The sequence below is a fragment of the Acinetobacter lanii genome, assembly GCF_011578285.1.
Lineage (GTDB): Bacteria > Pseudomonadota > Gammaproteobacteria > Pseudomonadales > Moraxellaceae > Acinetobacter > Acinetobacter lanii.
The window spans coordinates 1,410,702-1,427,499 of the sequence record NZ_CP049916.1; the positions used below are offsets into that span (position 1 = coordinate 1,410,702).

Below are 16,798 nucleotides of genomic sequence, written 5' to 3' on the forward strand. Positions count from 1 at the left end.
ATAAAATTTGGCTTAAAGTTTAATTTTATCAGCTAATGTAGTGTGAAGTATCCAATCTTCATATTTTTGTAATGTTTCTCGTAGCATATCCATTGGCCTTACTGTGTAATGCCTTTCAACTAAAGCACTAGGCTTGTGTCCTGAAATTTGTGCTAAAGATCCTTCATTGATATTTTCCCAAATAGCTAAAGTTTTATAAGATCTTCTTAAACCATGAGGCGTAAGATGAATATTTAACCGCTTACATATTTTATTTAAACTATCATAAGGATTAATAATATGGCCACATGCAGAATCTTTACTACTAAAGACAAACTCAGAATCAGAACCTTTCTTAAGCTCCAATAAGAGACTTTCAACATGTGTAGTTAATGGGATTAAGCGCCCAGAATCTTCAATCTTATCTTTTACTTTAGCTGTTTTCCAACGGAAATCGATGTCCTTCCACTTTAATGAAAGCAATTCATTCTTCCTACAACCTGTAATTAGACTACATATTAAGAAGATTGGGGTAATCCCCCCTAAAAATAAAAGGATCTAAAAGTAGAATTTTCTCTTAAGATACAAGCAGGAGATTCTGCATGAAAACATCGAAATTTACTGACAGTCAGATCATGTCCATCTTGAAGCAGGCGGAATCTGGCACACCTGTAGCCGCCCTTTGTCGTGAACACGGCATGAGTAATGCCACGTTTTATAAATGGCGTGCCAAATATGGCGGTATGGATACCTCATTGATGGCTCGACTGAAAGAGCTGGAAGCAGAAAATACCAGACTTAAAAAGATGTATGCGGAAGAACGATTAAAGGCAGAGATCATCCAGGAAGCGATGGTAAAAAAGTGGTGAAGCCATCTTGCCGGCGTAAGATGGCACATCAGGTAGTTGCCCAGCATGCCATTAGTATTCGTTTGGCTTGTAAAGCATTTGGCATTAGTGAAACCTGCTACCGCTATCAAGCCAAACTCAGCGATGACAATGCATTAATTGCTGAACAGCTCATTGAACTCACTGAAGAAAATACAGATTGGGGATTCGGTCTGTGCTTCATATTTACGACATGTTGAGAATCACTGCTGGAATCACAAGCGGGTTTATCGCATTTACTGTGAGTTGGCACTGAATCTGCGTATTAAGCCAAGAAGAAGACTAAAAAGACATGCACCAGAACCACTAAAGGAACCAATCCGAGAAAATCAAGTTTGGTCATTAGATTTTATGCATGATCAGCTTTCCGATGGTCGAAAGTATCGGCTATTGAATGTAATTGATGATTACCGCCGCGAAGGCCTAGCCATTGAAGCAGGATTCTCATTGCCCACAATCAGGGTTATTCGTACGTTGAATCAGCTATTGGAATGGCGAGAAAAACCGTTAGTTATTCGGTGTGACAATGGCCCGGAGTTTATCAGTCATGAATTTGTACGTTGGGCTACTGAGCACGGCATTCGTATATTTGATACTTTGGATGAAGTACAAGATTATGCAACGAGTTGGCTGTGGCATTACAACCATGAAAGACCACATCAAGCAAACAAAGGAAAGCCACCTCTAATGGCTGCTTAACCTCTACTTTTAACTTCGGTTATTTATGGGAGGATTACCCAACAAGTTATGGTGTGTCAGAGCCGACTGCTTCAAGAATTGTCCGTCATGTAGAGGACTGCCTGATCAAGTCTAATCTATTTAATTTACCGAAGCATTTGCCTGAGGGCGAAGGTATTGACTGGAATGTGGTGATCGTAGATGCCACAGAAATTCCAATACAAAGACCTAAAAAAACAGAAGAAAAGCTATAGTGGAAAGAAGAAGACACATACTTTTAAAGTTCAAGCCATTATCCATTATAGAACTCAGCAAGTTCTGAGTTTATGCACGAGTCGTGGTGCAGTACATGATTTCGAGCTCTTCAAAGGTAACTTGAATCAGATTCCTAAAGGGTCTTTTATTCTTGCAGATAAAGGCTATCAAGGGATGTATACAGTGTATCCAAATAGTTTATTGCCATTAAAAGCAAAAAAGCGCTGCAAATTAGATCCTGAGCTAAAAGTTTACAATCAAGAAATCAATAAAAGAAGAATTGTAATTGAGCATGTATTTGGCAGTTTGAAAACCTTCAAAATCCTTACCGAGCGATATCGCAACCGCGGCAAAAGACTAGGCTTAAGATTCAATTTAATTGCTGGAATCTATAACATAGAGCTGATTAAAAAATGATTTATGAAAGAACTCTAATATTTATTTAAATCGATGACACTCGCTAGGCTATTTCCGATGTTTTCACTCAGATATTACTGATGATTTAATTTTTCAGACTTGCATTCGGATTAAGTCATGACCTTAGTTACTCAAGCACAACCATGGCATTTAATCCATAGGACAGAAGATGTCTCCAATTTAATTTTCTAGTATGCAGGCTCAGGTAAAACCAATAAGGTGATTTGACTTCCTTTGAGCTGTATTCCTTATTTAAATGAAGGCTAAAGAGTGATTGATTTTTAAGTCATGGAAAATTGAACAAATAAAGTGGGACATCCCAAATTTTATTAAGATAAATTATATTTAGATCAATCGGTAAATAATTAAATCTAAATTTATGGTTTAAATGGTTATTTTTTATATTTATTAAATTATTAATATATGAAAATTCAACTATTATATGCCGAACCTTAATGATTAGAGAGTAAAAAGTGTCAAAGTTATTTCCTTCTTTTTCAAAAAACAATCAAACACTGACAGGCAAAACCGAGGCTGGAGCAATCGTCACTGCGAGCTTTAATGGTCAAGTGATTGGAACAGCAGTTGCAGATCAAAAAGGTAAATATAGCCTTCAACTGGATAATGCTTATCTGAACGGAGAAGAAATTAAAGTTGTTGCTCAGGATTCATCAGGCAATAGCAGCGTAGCCCATGTGGTTAAAGCCAAAGATAAGACAGCTCCAACACTTTTAACAGAAGAATTAGATGAAACAGGTCAATTGATCAAGGGTGTTTCTGAAGCAGGAGCAACGATTACAGCAACATTGAATGGCAAAGTCATTGGTAAGGGTATTGCAGATGATCAAGGTGCCTATCAACTTACGTTAAATAAAGCCTATGTGAATGGTGAAACCATTCAGGTGACTGCTAAAGATCAAGCGGGCAATACAATGTCACCACATACGGTGACGACCTTAGATATCACTGCACCTACACAGCTGAGTCAATCTATTTCAAAAGACAATCAAACAGTGACAGGAAAAACTGAAGCTGGAGCAACCGTTATTGCGAGCTTTAATGGTCAAGTGATTGGAACAGCGGTTGCTGATCAAAAAGGTAAATATAGTCTTCAACTGGATAAAGCTTATCTAAACGGAGAAGAAATTAAAGTTGTTGCTCAGGATTCATCAGGCAATAGCAGCGTAGCCCATGTGGTTAAAGCCAAAGATAAGACAGCTCCAACACTTTTAACAGAAGAATTAGATGAAACAGGTCAATTGATCAAGGGTGTTTCTGAAGCAGGAGCAACGATTACAGCAACATTGAATGGCAAAGTCATTGGTAAGGGTATTGCAGATGATCAAGGTGCCTATCAACTTACGTTAAATAAAGCCTATGTGAATGGTGAAACCATTCAGGTGACTGCTAAAGATCAAGCGGGCAATACAATGTCACCACATACGGTGACGACCTTAGATATCACTGCACCTACACAGCTGAGTCAATCTATTTCAAAAGACAATCAAACAGTGACAGGAAAAACTGAAGCTGGAGCAACCGTTATTGCGAGCTTTAATGGTCAAGTGATTGGAACAGCGGTTGCTGATCAAAAAGGTAAATATAGTCTTCAACTGGATAAAGCTTATCTAAACGGAGAAGAAATTAAAGTTGTTGCTCAGGATTCATCAGGCAATAGCAGCGTAGCCCATGTGGTTAAAGCCAAAGATAAGACAGCGCCAACACTTTTAACAGAAGAATTAGATGAAACAGGTCAATTGATCAAGGGTGTTTCTGAAGCAGGAGCAACGATTACAGCAACATTGAATGGCAAAGTCATTGGTAAGGGTATTGCAGATGATCAAGGTGCCTATCAACTTACGTTAAATAAAGCCTATGTGAATGGTGAAACCATTCAGGTGACTGCTAAAGATCAAGCGGGCAATACAATGTCACCACATACGGTGACGACCTTAGATATCACTGCACCTACACAGCTGAGTCAATCTATTTCAAAAGACAATCAAACAGTGACAGGAAAAACTGAAGCTGGAGCAACCGTTATTGCGAGCTTTAATGGTCAAGTGATTGGAACAGCGGTTGCTGATCAAAAAGGTAAATATAGTCTTCAACTGGATAAAGCTTATCTAAACGGAGAAGAAATAAAAGTTGTTGCTCAGGATCAATCAGGCAATAGCAGCGTAGCCCATGTGGTTAAAGCCAAAGATAAGACAGCGCCAACGGTTTTGACAGAAGAATTAGATGAAACAGGTCAATTGATCAAGGGTGTTTCTGAAGCAGGAGCAACGATTACAGCAACATTGAATGGCAAAGTCATTGGTAAAGGTATTGCAGATGATCAAGGTGTATATCAATTAAATCTCAACAAAATTTATAATCATGGTGAGACAATATATGTTGCTGCTAAAGATAAAGCTGGCAATGCTAGTAAAAGTCATGAAATTAAAGTATTTGATATTGATGCCCCTGATACCACAGCACCTGAGAGCTTAACGCAAGAACTAGGTACTGATAACCAAACAATTACAGGATCAACTGAAAAAAGTGCAACGATCACTGTAAGTCATGATGGTAAAGTGGTAGGTACAGCCGTTGCTGATGCAAATGGAAAGTACAGCGTGAGCCTAGACAAAGCGTATAACAATGGTGAAAAGCTTGAAGTTGTTGCCAAAGATCAGGCAGGTAATGCAACGCAGCCAAATCAAATTACGGCACCAGATACCACAGCACCATCAAGCTTAACGCAAGCGATCAGTACTGATGGACAAACGATTATAGGAAGTACTGAATCGGGTGCAACAGTCACCGCAATGTATGAAGGTAAAGTGGTGGGTACAGCAGTTGCAGGTACTGATGGTCACTACACATTGACTCTTAATCCAGCATTCACCAATGGTGAAAGCATACAAGTCACAGCAACAGACAAAGTCAATAACAGCACCCAACCAACGACCATTACAGCTCCGGATACCACAGCACCTGCGGCCTTGATGCAAGAACTAGGTACTGATAACCAAACAATTACAGGATCAACTGAAAAAAGTGCAACGATCACTGTAAGTCATGATGGTAAAGTGGTAGGTACAGCCGTTGCTGATGCAAATGGAAAGTACAGCGTGAGCCTAGACAAAGCGTATAACAATGGTGAAAAGCTTGAAGTTGTTGCCAAAGATCAGGCAGGTAATGCAACGCAGCCAAATCAAATTACGGCACCAGATACCACAGCACCATCAAGCTTAACGCAAGCGATCAGTACTGATGGACAAACGATTATAGGAAGTACTGAATCGGGTGCAACAGTCACCGCAATGTATGAAGGTAAAGTGGTGGGTACAGCAGTTGCAGGTACTGATGGTCACTACACATTGACTCTTAATCCAGCATTCACCAATGGTGAAAGCTTACAAGTCACAGCAACAGACAAAGTCAATAACAGCACCCAACCAACGACGATTACAGCTCCGGATACCACAGCACCTGAGAGCTTAACGCAAGAACTAGGTGCCGATAACCGAACAATTACAGGATCAACCGAAAAAGGTGCAACGATCACTGTAAGTCATAACGGTAAAGTTGTGGGTACTGCCGTTGCTGATGCGAATGGTCAGTATAGTTTGAGTTTAGATAAAGCCTATAGCAATGTTGAAAAGCTTGAAGTTATTGCTAAAGATGCGGCTCATAACAGTACAGCACCAATAACCATTATTGCTCCTGACACTACAGCACCAATTGTTTTTACGCAAGTCATCAGTAAAGATGGACAAACGATTACAGGAAGTACTGAAGCGGGTGCAACAGTCACAGCAGAGTACAATGGAAAAGTTGTCGGCACAGCGACAGCAGGAACAGATGGTCACTATACACTGAGCTTAACTCCAGCTTTTAGCAATGGTGAGAGCTTAAGAGTCACAGCAACAGACAAAGTCAATAACAGCACCCAACCAACGACGATTACAGCTCCGGATACCACAGCACCTGCGACCTTGACGCAAGAACTAGATACTGATAACCAAACAATGACAGGATCAACCGAACAAGGTGCAACAGTCACTGTAAGTCATCATGGTAAAGTTGTGGGTACTGCCGTTGCTGATGCGAATGGTCAGTATAGTTTGAGTTTAGATAAAGCCTACAACAATGGTGAGAAACTGGCAGTTACTGCTCAAGATCCAAGTGATAATGCTTTAACCCACAATTTATATGCACCCATGGCTGAGATTCAAAGTGGTAATATTCATTTTGCTTTAAGTAAACATTTTATCACGCACGTTGACAATCAAACACAAACTATTGACCATTATGATTTAAATTCATCCCTAACCAATTTTAATTTTGAGGTCACAGGTAACAATGGTCTAATAACGGTTGATCTGACGAATAACTCTCGCGTCATTCAAGGAAGCTACACTTATACTCTATCTGGTAATGGACGTAACTCTAGTGGTTCTTCCTCCATTTCAAGTGTTGGATCAACCTATAAAGAATTAGTGATTGCTGAAAACTTATCACCTGGGTTCTACTCATTAAAGTTAAATGTAAATTCAAGTTCTATGGCGAGTCTAAATATTCAGCAAGACATAGAAGTTACTTCACTTACATTTAATGGGTATGAAGTTACTACAGGAAATATATTTATAGATAGTAATGGCATTGTTTCCGCACCAGAAAACTATATTTTAAAATTAGGTAATCAAGAAGTCAGTTTTGATGTTGATAAAGGAAATATAGAATCACTGGTATATGAAACCGAGCATGGGTATTTAACATTGAATGCCGATGGTTCATATACATACGAATCTAATTGGGCTGAATCCAGTGTAGATGAAGAAAGTTTACATGATCAACTCAATATCGAAATTATGAGTATGGATGGTGAAACTCAAGGGAGTTATCAAATTGATATTACACCCGATATTAATTCAGTTGTAATTGATGAATTAAACTTTAACGAGGTTGAAGATGCTGATCTAGCTGAATTTAATGATAGTACAGATGACTCATCATTTGAGCAGGACTTCATTTGGGATTATGAAGCGATTTTTAATCAAATGAATGTGAATGAGCCTTTACAGTTCTCAATGAATGAAGACTCTTTATTTAACGTTCTAAATGTAGTGGAAGAAGATAGTGAGGATTCTCAATTTAATTTCACAGAAGAACAAGGTGTTTTAAGTAGTATTGATCCATTGTTAGTGAATACATCAAGTAATGATATTCCTCTTTCAGAATTCTTAAGAGAAACACCTACAAAATCTACTGCCCTGATGAGTAATAAAGTACCAACAGTATTGAGTAACTATGAAAATGATTTATTTAATGAACTTTTAACTCAAAATACAACATTGATTTAATCTTAAGAAAGTTTTGAGTCATTTAAAGCTTTCTAAAATTTAGATTTAATTTAAGTTTTAATGATTTTTTACAGAAGTTGTATTTAGTAATTATCTCAAAAAAGCCCTGAATCATTCAGGGCTTTTTATTCAAATTTTATGGGTATGACATGGCTGATCTAAGGCAATGAGCTTTATGCAGGTTTCCAATCACTTTTGACTTCTTCAGAATCTTTGGTTAAAAGTACTTGATTATCTTTAACTTCTTTTACCCACGACACAGGAATCAAATGATGCAAACCGTCGCCGTGCTTGGTGAGTTTAATTTGATCTGAACCTTCCAAATGGTCAACTTGACCCACTTTAGTTCCACAAGATGCAATGACATCAGCATGTTTAGTAATATCATTTACGTTAATCGTAGACATTTAAACCTCTTCTCATTGCGTTGTATTAAGTTTCTACCTTAGAGGGTTTTAGATCGTCTGTGGAGAAAAGATTCAGAACGCCAACAAAGCACAATATAAAATTACTTTAGGTTATTTGTGTAAAAGGATTTCAAAAATTTATTTCTATGTATTTTGAATAGATTCAATGTCCAATCTCTTTTATTTTAACGCCATGTTGAGGGCGTATTTCAAGAATAGCATTTTGATTTACTTAATCCATCAACAGGGGTTGTTGGGTATCAACGTGTTTTCTTAAAAAATCCCAAACCAATTTAATCCGGGGTTCATGCTGTAAATCGACTAAAGTCAACATCCAAAAGGTGTGGGTAAAGCGCACTTGTTGTTCTAATACTTGTTGTAACTCAGGACGATTTTCCGCTAAAAACTTGGGTAATATCGCCAACCCTGCATCGGCACTCACCGCCAGTTGTTGTGCCAGAATACTACTACTGCGAAAATTTGCAGTCAGCTGGATAGGCAGGCGTTCTAAACAATACAGCTCAGGGCTATAGACCAAATCATCAATATAATTGACAAAACGATGCTGTTTAAGATCTTCAATGCTATGAATTGATGGATTCGCTGCTAAATAACTTTTACTGCCATAAATTTTTAAACAATAATCGGTTAGCCGAGTAATGATATAAGGACCTGATTTGGGGCGGTCAATCGAAATCACAATATCTGCTTCACGATGCGATAACTTGAACATTTTCGGGACGGGAATAAGATCAATACTGATCAAGGGGTAGAGCTTGGAAAATTTCACCAACAATTGAGTGAGAAAAGCAGTACCAAAGCCTTCCGGTGTGCCAATTCGCACACGACCTTCTAATGGGTTATGGGGTTTCTCAATTTGTAAATAGGCTTGTTCCATATGTTCGATGCGCGGTACCAAAGCCATGCCTTCCACCGTGAGTTCATAGCCGGTCGCTTCTCGTTTAAATAATGGTGTCCCTAGGGCACGCTCTAATGCCTGTACACGTCGTGCAACGGTACTATGTTCTACCCCAATAATTTTGGCAGCATTGGTTAAAGTTTTAGCCCGAGCCAAGACCAAGAAATACTGTAAGTGATCCCAATTTATTTTCATTGTTATGTTCACGTCTTGTGCAAATTTGCACAATGATCGTGCATGATTTCAGCTTGGTCGTCAAAGGGAATTTTGCTAGTTTGATTTCAGAATATGAAAAAAATGGAGATCTTAAAAACTCTTTAAGATCTTTGAAAAAGAACAAACAAAACACCCAAGGACAGGTTATGAACGCATTAAATAATATTCAACTGAAGCAAGCGCAGTTATTGATTAACGGTGAATTTGTCGAATCTAAAACCACGCATTGGCAAGATATTGTCAATCCTGCAACGCAAGAAGTGCTTGGACAAGTCCCTTTTGCGACAACAGCTGAAGTGAATGCAGCGATTGCTGCGGCTCAAAATGCTTTTGAAACTTGGCGTCAAACCCCGATTCAGGCACGTATGCGCATCATGCTTAAGTTACAAGATTTGATTCGTCAAAATGCCAAAGACATTGCGAAAGTACTGACTGCTGAACAAGGTAAAACCTTGGCAGATGCTGAGGGTGATATTCAACGTGGTTTGGAAGTCGTTGAACATGCTTGTTCTATCGGCAGTTTGCAGATGGGCGAATATATTGAAGGGGTAGCACGTGGTGTAGATACCTATACTTTACAACAGCCTTTAGGTGTCTGCGCAGGAATTACGCCATTTAACTTTCCTGCCATGATTCCACTTTGGATGTTCCCGATGGCAATCGTCTGTGGTAACACCTTTGTATTGAAGCCTTCTGAACAAGATCCATTGTCGACCATGATGTTGGTTGAGCTAGCTGTACAGGCAGGCGTTCCCGCAGGTGTACTGAATGTGGTTCATGGTGGTAAAGATGTGGTGGATTTACTCTGTACGCATCAAGATATTAAAGCCATTTCATTTGTAGGCTCAACCCATGTCGGCACCCATGTTTATAATTTAGCAGGGCAACATGGAAAACGTGTTCAGTCGATGATGGGCGCTAAAAACCATGTGGTGGTCATGCCAGATGCCAATAAAGAACAAACCTTAAATGCTTTAGTCGGTGCAGCGTTTGGTGCAGCAGGTCAGCGTTGTATGGCCTTGTCTGTTGCGGTGATGGTGGGCGAAGCAAAACATTGGGTTGAAGAATTGGCTGAAAAAGCCAAAACCCTCAAGGTCAATGCCGGACATGAACCGAATACGGACATTGGACCTGTTATATCGCCGCGTGCGAAAGCCCGTGTCCTAGATCTGATCAATAGTGGAGTTGAGGAAGGTGCAACCTTATTGCTTGATGGTCGTGATGTGAAAGTCAAAGGCTATGAGCAAGGCAATTTTGTCGGGCAGACCATTTTTACCCATGTTACGACCGACATGCGTATTTATAAAGAAGAAATTTTTGGTCCAGTTTTGGCGATCATTACTGTAGATAGCTTAGAAGAAGCGATTGCGCTCATCAACGCTAATCCATTTGGGAATGGCGTGGGGTTATTCACTCAAAGTGGTGCAACTGCACGTACCTTCCAACATCAGATTAATATTGGTCAAGTGGGCATCAATATTCCCATTCCAGTGCCGGTACCATTCTTTAGCTTTACCGGTTCGCGCGGTTCTAAATTAGGTGATTTGGGCCCATATGGTAAGCAAGCTGTTCAGTTCTATACGCAAACCAAAACCATTACCAGTCGCTGGTTTGAAGATAGCCATCAATCGACAGGTGTAAATACCACGATTAACTTAGGTTAAGGAGGCTGACCATGAAAATTGCATTTATTGGTCTAGGCAATATGGGCGGTGCGATGGCACATAACCTCCTCAAAGCAGGACAAGAGGTTTATGGCTTTGACCTAAGTGAAAAGGCATTGCAGGCTTTTCAAGCGGCAGGTGGTCTCGTGGCTGAGAGCCCACAAGCGGCGGCGCAACATGCAGATGTCGTCATTACTATGTTGCCTGCAGCCAAGCATGTGCGTGAGGTTTATTTAGGGGAAAATGGTGTATTGGAGGTCTTAAAAGCGGGCAGTCTTTGTATTGATAGCAGTACCATCGATCCCAAAACCATTCAAGATTTAGCACACGTGGCTCAAGACAAAGGCATTCAAATGTGTGATGCGCCTGTATCTGGTGGAACCATTGGTGCACAAGCAGGCACACTGACCTTTATGGTCGGTGCAGACCAAACGACTTTTGATCGTGCTCAACCTATTTTGGCTTATATGGGCAAAAATACGGTGCATTGTGGGCAAGTGGGTGCAGGTCAAATTGCCAAGATATGTAATAATCTGATTTTGGGAATTTCTATGGCGGCGGTAGCTGAAGGCATGGCATTGGGCGCTAAACTGGGCATTGATGCACAGGCATTGGCCGGTGTGGTCAATACTTCAAGTGGTCGTTGTTGGAGTTCAGAAATCTGCAATCCATGGCCAGGCATCAGTCCAAATGCACCTGCTTCTCGTGACTATCATGATGGATTTGCCAATCAATTAATGTTGAAAGACTTAGGCTTGGCCGTGGAAGCTGCGGGACAAGTGCAACAACCGGTATTACTGGGTGGATTGGTGCAGCAGCTGTATCAGCAAATGTGCCTACAGGGCAAAAATCAGTTAGATTTCTCTAGCGTGATTCAACAGTATTTACCGCAAAACAATTAAAACAAGCGTTCATTCAGAAGTTGCTGCTTCAGGAAAACAAATAGGCTTTAACTAGATTTAAAGCTTTATTGAGATGATGGAGCAGCAACATCAATAACAACAGTGCACCAAGGGATGGGGCATCAGCCAATGACGATGTGAATACTACAAAATCATGGATAAGAACAAGACAGCATAGAGGATGACATCATGTTGAATTATAAAAACGTTGCAGAACATTTTGATTTAAAAGTGGCAGCAGATACGCTGTTGAACGGTTCTCTACAATCTTTAAATGCATGTGAAGAATGTTGTGACCGACATACGAATACCGATCGAGTAGCTTTATATTGGCAATCCAAAGAAGGTCAGAAAAAACAATATACTTTTAAGCAGTTAAAAGACTATTCAAGTCAATTTGCCAATTTTCTGAAAGCGCAAGGTGTTGGTCGTGGTGATCGTATTTCTGGGTTACTGCCACGTAATGTAGAGTTGTTGATTACGATTTTGGCAGCATGGCGTATTGGTGCAGTCTATCAACCTTTATTCACTGCTTTCGGTCCTAAAGCGATTGAACACCGAGTACAGTTGGCAAAAAGTAAATTTGTGGTCACGGATTTAAACAACCGTCCTAAACTGGATGAAGTTCAGGAATGTCCGACCATTATTTCAATTGCAGATGCGAATGGGCCAGCTTTGGCTAAGGGGGATCTGAATTTTTGGGATGAGGTGAATGCCCAATCCGATCAATGTGATGTGGTACGCCTGACGATTGATGACCCATTTTTGTTGATGTTTACTTCAGGAACCACAGGCTTAGCCAAACCATTAGAAGTGCCGTTAAAAGCATTAATTGCATTTGGTTTATATATGCAAAATGCAGTGGGTCTGACAGATGATGATGCGTTTTGGAATATTGCTGATCCCGGTTGGGCTTATGGATTGTACTATGCCATTACAGGGCCGTTGCTGTTGGGGCATGCAACCTTGTTCTATGAAGGTGGATTTAGCACAGACAGTCTGATTCAAATCGCTAAAGAATATAACATTACCAATTTAGCTGGGGCACCGACGGCCTATCGCTTAATGATGGCCGCTGATCAGACACAAATGGCCAGTTTGCGTGGTCAATTCCGCAGAGTCAGTAGCGCAGGTGAGCCGTTAAATCCAGAAGTGATTCGTTGGTTTAAACAGGTCTTAGATGCACCGATTTACGATCACTATGGGCAAACCGAAGTTGGGATGGTGGTGTGTAATCATCATGCTTTAGAGCATGAAGTCCATGCTGGATCCGCAGGTTTTGCCAGCCCTGGTTATCATATTGCGGTGGTGGATGAACACGGCCAAGTTTTGCCTCAAGATACTCCAGGCATTTTAGCGATTGATTTAGAGAGATCACCGTTAATGTGGTTTGGCGGCTACAAAGAAAGTCGTAAATCACCATTTGTGGGCGGTTATTACCTTACGGGAGACACCGCAGAAATTCATGCCGATGGAAGCATGAGTTTTGTTGGGCGTAGTGATGATGTGATCACCACTTCAGGCTATCGGATTGGGCCGTTCGATGTTGAAAGTGCATTATTAGAACATGATGCAGTTATTGAGGCAGCGGTGGTGGGAGTGCCTGATCCGGAACGTACTGAAGTGGTCAAAGCCTTTATTGTTTTGGCACAAGACATTACGGCTTCTGACGAGCTGGCTGAAAGTTTAAGTTTATTTGTGAAAAAACGCTTGTCTGCGCATGCCTATCCGCGTTTAGTGGAATTTGTCACTGAACTTCCAAAGACTCCAAGTGGTAAGATTCAACGTTTCTTGTTACGTAATCAAGAAATCAATAAACAAAAAGAAGCGGCAGCGACTGCAGTTAATTAATTGATTCAAAGGATGAAAAATGCAACTCACAGAAGAGCAAGTGCTGATTCAAGATATGGCAAAAAGTTTTGCCTTAGAGCAAATTAAACCTTTTGCTGCAGAATGGGATGAAAAAGGTATTTTTCCCAAACAAGCACTGAAACAAATGGGTGAATTAGGCTTTTTAGGCATGTTGGTGCCGGCTGAATGGGGCGGATCAGAAACAGGTAATCTGGCCTATGTGTTGGCACTTGAGGAAATAGCTGCTGCAGATGGTGCAACCTCAACCATCATGAGTGTGCATAATTCTGTAGGCTGTGTGCCGATTTTAAATTTTGGTACAGATGAGCAAAAGCAGCAATATCTGACCCCTTTGGCTCAAGGTGAGATGATTGGCGCCTTTGCTTTAACTGAACCCCATACCGGTTCAGACGCTGCCGCGATTAAGACTCGGGCAGTGAAAGATGGTGATTATTACGTTTTAAATGGGGCCAAACAATTTATTACTTCAGGTCATAATGCGGGTGTCATCATTGTATTTGCGGTCACAGATCCAAATGCAGGTAAAAAAGGCATGAGCGCATTTTTAGTACCGCGTGATACTGAAGGTTACGAAGTGATTCGAGTCGAAGAAAAGCTGGGCTTACATGCATCGGATACCTGTCAAATTGCCTTAACCGATGTACGTTTGCACAAAAGTATGTTGTTGGGCAAAGAAGGCGATGGTCTAAAAATTGCCTTGTCTAATTTAGAGGGTGGACGTATTGGTATTGCTGCTCAGGCGGTAGGTTTAGCGCGTGCAGCATTAGAAGAAGCGACACGCTATGCCAAAGAACGTATCGCATTTGGTAAACCGATTTTTGAACAACAAGCCATCTCATTTCGTTTGGCCAGCATGGCCACTGAAATTCATGCAGCGCGTCAAATGGTACATTATGCCGCGCGTTTGAAAGAAGCAGGACAAGCCTGTTTAACCGAAGCATCAATGGCTAAGCTGTTTTCTTCAGAAATGACCGAGCGTGTCTGTTCACAAGCATTACAAATCTTTGGGGGGTATGGTTATTTGAAAGACTTTCCGATTGAGCGGATTTATCGAGATGCACGAATTTGCCAAATTTATGAAGGCACTAGTGATATTCAACGCTTAGTGATTGCACGTAGTTTATAAGTTTAATTTCACTCAAGCGTGGATTAACGTGTTGGGGTGGAACTTAAGAATAAATAGCAAGAAAGTCAAACGATTCAAACACAAAGCTCAATGATGGAAGAACAAAGGAAAAGACCAGATGACTTGGCAAACGATTGTATTGGAAAAAAATAAAGGTGTGGGTCTGATTACTCTGAATCGACCTAAAGCCCTGAATGCATTAAATACAGAACTCATTACTGAATTGAACCTTGCATTAGATGAATTAGAAAAAGATGCTTCAATTGGTTGTATTGTGCTGACCGGTTCAGAAAAAGCGTTCGCTGCAGGTGCAGATATTAAAGAAATGGCGGAACTCAATTTCCCCAATATCTATTTCGATGATTTCTTTAGTTTGGCAGATCGAATTGCACAGCGCCGTAAGCCTTTAATTGCAGCGGTCAGTGGATATGCCTTGGGTGGTGGATGTGAGTTGGCACTGATGTGTGACTTTATTTACTGTGCTGATAATGCCAAATTCGCCTTACCTGAAGTGACTTTGGGTGTACTCCCAGGGATTGGCGGTACACAGCGATTAACTTTAGCGGTAGGTAAAGCGAAAGCCATGGAAATGTGTCTGACTGCCCGTCAAATGGGTGCAGTTGAGGCTGAGCAAAGTGGCTTAGTTGCACGCGTATTTGCTCAAGCTGAGCTATTAGAACAGACCTTACAAGCAGCAGAAAAAATTGCGGAAAAATCCTTAACCGCAGTAATGATGATTAAGGAATCTATTAACCGTGCTTTTGAAGTGAGTCTCGCAGAAGGCTTACGCTTTGAGCGTCGGACTTTCCATTCGATTTTCGCAACTCAGGATCAAAAAGAAGGGATGCGTGCTTTTATTGAGAAGCGACCTGCACAGTTTAAAAATCAATAGTGAGAGAGGGAGCATGTGTAAATATGCAATCCCTCGTTGCAATACCCATTTATATGCGAGGTGTGATGGGTATAGGTCATGGATGAAAAACGTCAAGGTATGACGTTCATCCTAAAAAATGATGAAAACAAAAATAAGGTGAAATCAACATGAGTTCTGACAATAATTTAATTTGCTCGAGCGAAGGTGTATTGGGCATCATTACCTTAGATCGTCCTACCCATTTAAACGCGTTATCTTTAGAAATGGTGCAAGGGATTCAAGCCCAGCTAGAGGCATGGCGCAATGACAGCACAGTTCAAGCGATTTTATTCAACTCTAGCAGTCCAAAAGCATTTTGTGCAGGCGGTGATATTCGCTATCTGTACGATGCGTATAAAACTGGGCAGCATGATTACCGTGACTATTTTATCGCTGAGTATGAGATGCTGGATAACATTCGAAACTATCCTAAACCGATTTTGATTGTGCTTGATGGTTATGTGCTCGGTGGTGGTTTGGGGCTAGCACAAGCCTGCCACATTTTAATCAGTAGCGAAAAATCACGTTTTGCTATGCCAGAAACAGCCATTGGATTTTTCCCGGATGTCGGTGCTACGCATTTCTTGTCCCGTTTAGATGATATAGGGGTGTATTTGGCAGTTACGGGTGAACAGATCAGTAGCAGCGATGCCTTACATCTAGACTTAATTGATTATTATGTGCCCAGTGAGCGTTTAGCGGATTTGTTCAATAGCATTCGCAGTAGTGAGATACTGGATAAACTTACGATTGAGCAGATCATCAGTCGTTTTATCACGGATCCGGATGTGAGTGAAATTAGAAACTTATCCAGTGTGATTCACCAACATTTTTCTCATGCCAGTATTGAACAGATTGAGGCCAGTTTAGCGGCTGAATCAGATGCTTTATATCAGCCTTGGGCGCATAAAGTACTGAATGTTTTACAGCAACGCTCTTTGATTGCCAAAAAAACCAGTTTGACCTTACAGCACGTGGGGCGCGGTCTGTCCTTAAAGCAATGTATGCAACTTGAGCGTGACCTGCAAGACATTTGGTTTGAACATGGTGACTTGATGGAAGGCGTACGTGCATTATTGATTGATAAAGACAAACAGCCAAAGTGGCAAAGCCATAATCCTCAGCTCGATCAGATCATTGAAGACTTGACCAAAGCCGCTTAATCCAGCGAAAGACTCAACTTTAAATCTTTATCAGATGTTAATTCAGGAG

Annotated in this window: 10 protein-coding genes and 2 pseudogenes; 9 read left to right on the forward strand and 3 right to left on the reverse strand. The window is 40.7% G+C overall.

Features of this window, described 5'->3' with window-relative positions; all coding sequences use genetic code 11:
* Window positions 1–12: 12 nt before the first annotated feature.
* A pseudogene (locus G8D99_RS06515) lies at window positions 13–507 on the reverse strand (tyrosine-type recombinase/integrase); the annotation flags it as partial.
* Between the two features lie 74 nt (window positions 508–581).
* Between G8D99_RS06515 and G8D99_RS06520 the strand changes: the two are divergent.
* The 3 genes and pseudogenes from G8D99_RS06520 to G8D99_RS06530 all read left to right on the forward strand — a co-directional run bounded on the left by G8D99_RS06520 (window position 582) and on the right by G8D99_RS06530 (window position 7,567).
* Window positions 582–1,565, forward strand: a pseudogene (locus G8D99_RS06520) (IS3 family transposase).
* A 180-nt stretch (window positions 1,566–1,745) separates the two neighbouring features.
* On the forward strand, window positions 1,746–2,216 hold the full coding sequence (locus G8D99_RS06525; protein WP_166323719.1) for a transposase family protein: 471 nt from the start codon (window positions 1,746–1,748) through the stop codon (window positions 2,214–2,216).
* Window positions 2,217–2,689: 473 nt separating this feature from the next.
* Window positions 2,690–7,567: an Ig-like domain-containing protein gene (locus tag G8D99_RS06530; protein WP_166323721.1), complete on the forward strand. Its 4,878-nt coding sequence runs from the start codon at window positions 2,690–2,692 to the stop codon at window positions 7,565–7,567.
* 173 nt (window positions 7,568–7,740) lie between these two features.
* On the opposite strand, the gene G8D99_RS06535 is transcribed toward G8D99_RS06530, so the two are convergent.
* Together G8D99_RS06535 and G8D99_RS06540 are read right to left on the reverse strand one after the other, a co-directional pair.
* Window positions 7,741–7,974 carry a DUF2171 domain-containing protein gene (locus G8D99_RS06535; RefSeq protein WP_166323723.1) on the reverse strand — a complete coding sequence of 78 codons (234 nt, stop codon included), beginning with the start codon at window positions 7,972–7,974 and terminating at the stop codon, window positions 7,741–7,743.
* Window positions 7,975–8,206: 232 nt separating this feature from the next.
* Window positions 8,207–9,088, reverse strand: a complete 882-nt coding sequence (locus G8D99_RS06540) for a LysR family transcriptional regulator (protein WP_166323725.1) — start codon at window positions 9,086–9,088, stop codon at window positions 8,207–8,209.
* Window positions 9,089–9,255: 167 nt separating this feature from the next.
* Here G8D99_RS06540 and G8D99_RS06545 point away from each other — a divergent pair, with 167 nt between their 5' ends.
* The 6 genes from G8D99_RS06545 (at window position 9,256) to G8D99_RS06570 (ending at window position 16,749) form a co-directional block, all read left to right on the forward strand.
* Window positions 9,256–10,773, forward strand: a complete 1,518-nt coding sequence (locus G8D99_RS06545) for a CoA-acylating methylmalonate-semialdehyde dehydrogenase (RefSeq protein ID WP_166323727.1) — start codon at window positions 9,256–9,258, stop codon at window positions 10,771–10,773.
* Between the two features lie 11 nt (window positions 10,774–10,784).
* Window positions 10,785–11,675 carry a 3-hydroxyisobutyrate dehydrogenase gene (gene mmsB, locus G8D99_RS06550; protein WP_166323729.1) on the forward strand — a complete coding sequence of 297 codons (891 nt, stop codon included), beginning with the start codon at window positions 10,785–10,787 and terminating at the stop codon, window positions 11,673–11,675.
* A gap of 189 nt (window positions 11,676–11,864) precedes the next feature.
* Window positions 11,865–13,526 carry an AMP-binding protein gene (locus G8D99_RS06555; protein ID WP_166323731.1) on the forward strand — a complete coding sequence of 554 codons (1,662 nt, stop codon included), beginning with the start codon at window positions 11,865–11,867 and terminating at the stop codon, window positions 13,524–13,526.
* Between the two features lie 19 nt (window positions 13,527–13,545).
* Window positions 13,546–14,673 carry an acyl-CoA dehydrogenase family protein gene (locus G8D99_RS06560; protein ID WP_166323733.1) on the forward strand — a complete coding sequence of 376 codons (1,128 nt, stop codon included), beginning with the start codon at window positions 13,546–13,548 and terminating at the stop codon, window positions 14,671–14,673.
* Window positions 14,674–14,791: 118 nt separating this feature from the next.
* Window positions 14,792–15,565 carry an enoyl-CoA hydratase gene (locus G8D99_RS06565; protein WP_166323735.1) on the forward strand — a complete coding sequence of 258 codons (774 nt, stop codon included), beginning with the start codon at window positions 14,792–14,794 and terminating at the stop codon, window positions 15,563–15,565.
* Window positions 15,566–15,714: 149 nt separating this feature from the next.
* Window positions 15,715–16,749, forward strand: coding sequence for an enoyl-CoA hydratase/isomerase family protein (locus G8D99_RS06570; protein WP_166323737.1), 1,035 nt, complete (start codon window positions 15,715–15,717; stop codon window positions 16,747–16,749).
* The last annotated feature ends 49 nt before the right edge of the window (window positions 16,750–16,798 follow it).